This is a genomic window from Polaromonas sp. P3_C2, assembly GCF_056402675.1.
Genome location: NZ_JBFUGX010000884.1, coordinates 1 through 1,438, shown reverse-complemented (window position 1 = coordinate 1,438; position 1,438 = coordinate 1). Strand labels below are relative to the sequence as shown.

The 1,438-nt window shown below is 49.1% G+C and carries 1 protein-coding gene; it reads right to left on the bottom strand.

Features of this window, described 5'->3' with window-relative positions; all coding sequences use genetic code 11:
• Positions 1-225: 225 nt before the first annotated feature.
• Positions 226-1,438, bottom strand: a 1,213-nt coding sequence (locus AC1DWI_RS23035; RefSeq protein ID WP_477725900.1) for a hypothetical protein, incomplete at its 5' end; no start/stop codon positions are given.

The following is a 1,438-nucleotide window of genomic DNA, read 5'->3' as shown; positions in this document are numbered from 1 at the left end:
GTCTAGACATACCTTTGTACTCGTCGAAGGGAGCTTTAGTATTTTCACACCGCGAACTCTTCAAATGGTCCGGTACGAACGAGCCCTTTTGGCAAACAACGCTGAGTGCAAACCGCGACACAAATGAACTAGAAAAACATTAACTAAAACTTGTGCTGGTACGGTCTCACCATCTGGGAGTTTGAACCCGCTAATCGGAACCGTACGACACCCGAAGCGGCTAGGTCAATACGTATTCAGAAATTGAGCAACCGTCATGGATGCACCACCTAAATGGCCCGGAGATGGATATGGGCCAAATTGAGCAGGTCGATCTTTCGGTGTGTATTCGTCGCATCCATCAACGCCATCGCACGCGACAAACACCTGATTCTGCGTTACGTTGTCTTGAGAGCCTGAACGGATGTTAAAGCCGAACTTTGGCTTGGCTTGAGCATTAAATAAGACTGGCAGCTGCTTTATCGCAGCATAAGAAGGACACACGTTACGGATGTGGGAATCGCAAACTTTGCACCCAAATGGATTTGCGCGACGCATCTGTTTATCCGGCCCTCCATACCTCACACACCACAAAATATTTTCAGCCACCGACGAATGAACTTTCCGTGCCTGAGCAGCCATCCAAATCAGCCGCTCTATCTTCCCCCACATCRCACTACTGGCAAAAACACCGCTATGAAATTGCCCTCTTACTGGGACCAGGGCCAGCGGCGCTTTTACAAATGTCTCGACCCAGTTATCTATTGGTAGAACCGGCAGAGAACCAAAACACTGCTGTGCAAAAAGTTGCATTACTTTTGGACTCTGGTAACTCGAGCCCAACCGCGTGTATTGGGCAACGCAGTCGACTTGAGATAAGTTCGATGGGTCCCAATTAGCTACTCGTAAATCATGGTGCATTAGGAGAGACAGGATTGCTCGGGGAGGCCCTCTATTGAATGCAGAGTAGTTGTCGTACAACGCGGCCCTTGCTCGACCCCTAGCTGGTGCCTGTTCCATTAATGAAATTAACGCTGGAGTATCAAGTCTCCGGAAATTCTGACCGGTTACGGCCCGCAATTTACTCAGCTCAAACCGACTATATGAAACCCCATTTGCACCTATCGGGGTAACAAAGCGCTGCGCAAAAAATTCCGTCGCTCCTCCAGGGCCAACCAAAGATGAGTATTTCTGGAATAGGGCCAGCGGATTTGAGACGTCGCGAAATTCATTCCACGCGGGCAATAAATAAAAGTCTGCATGAATTCCGCCGCCGGTCTGAATTCTTTCTCCGAAAGAAGCCACATAAGCATGCAACTGGATTAATTCCCCCTTGCGACCTCCATCTGAATTCCAGCTGGCGATATATCGAGCCAAACCAAAAACCGGGTCCCAGCATTTTCCAAATGGTAGTTTTCCACCAAACGAGCTCACCACGATTTGGTCCCACAACTCTCGC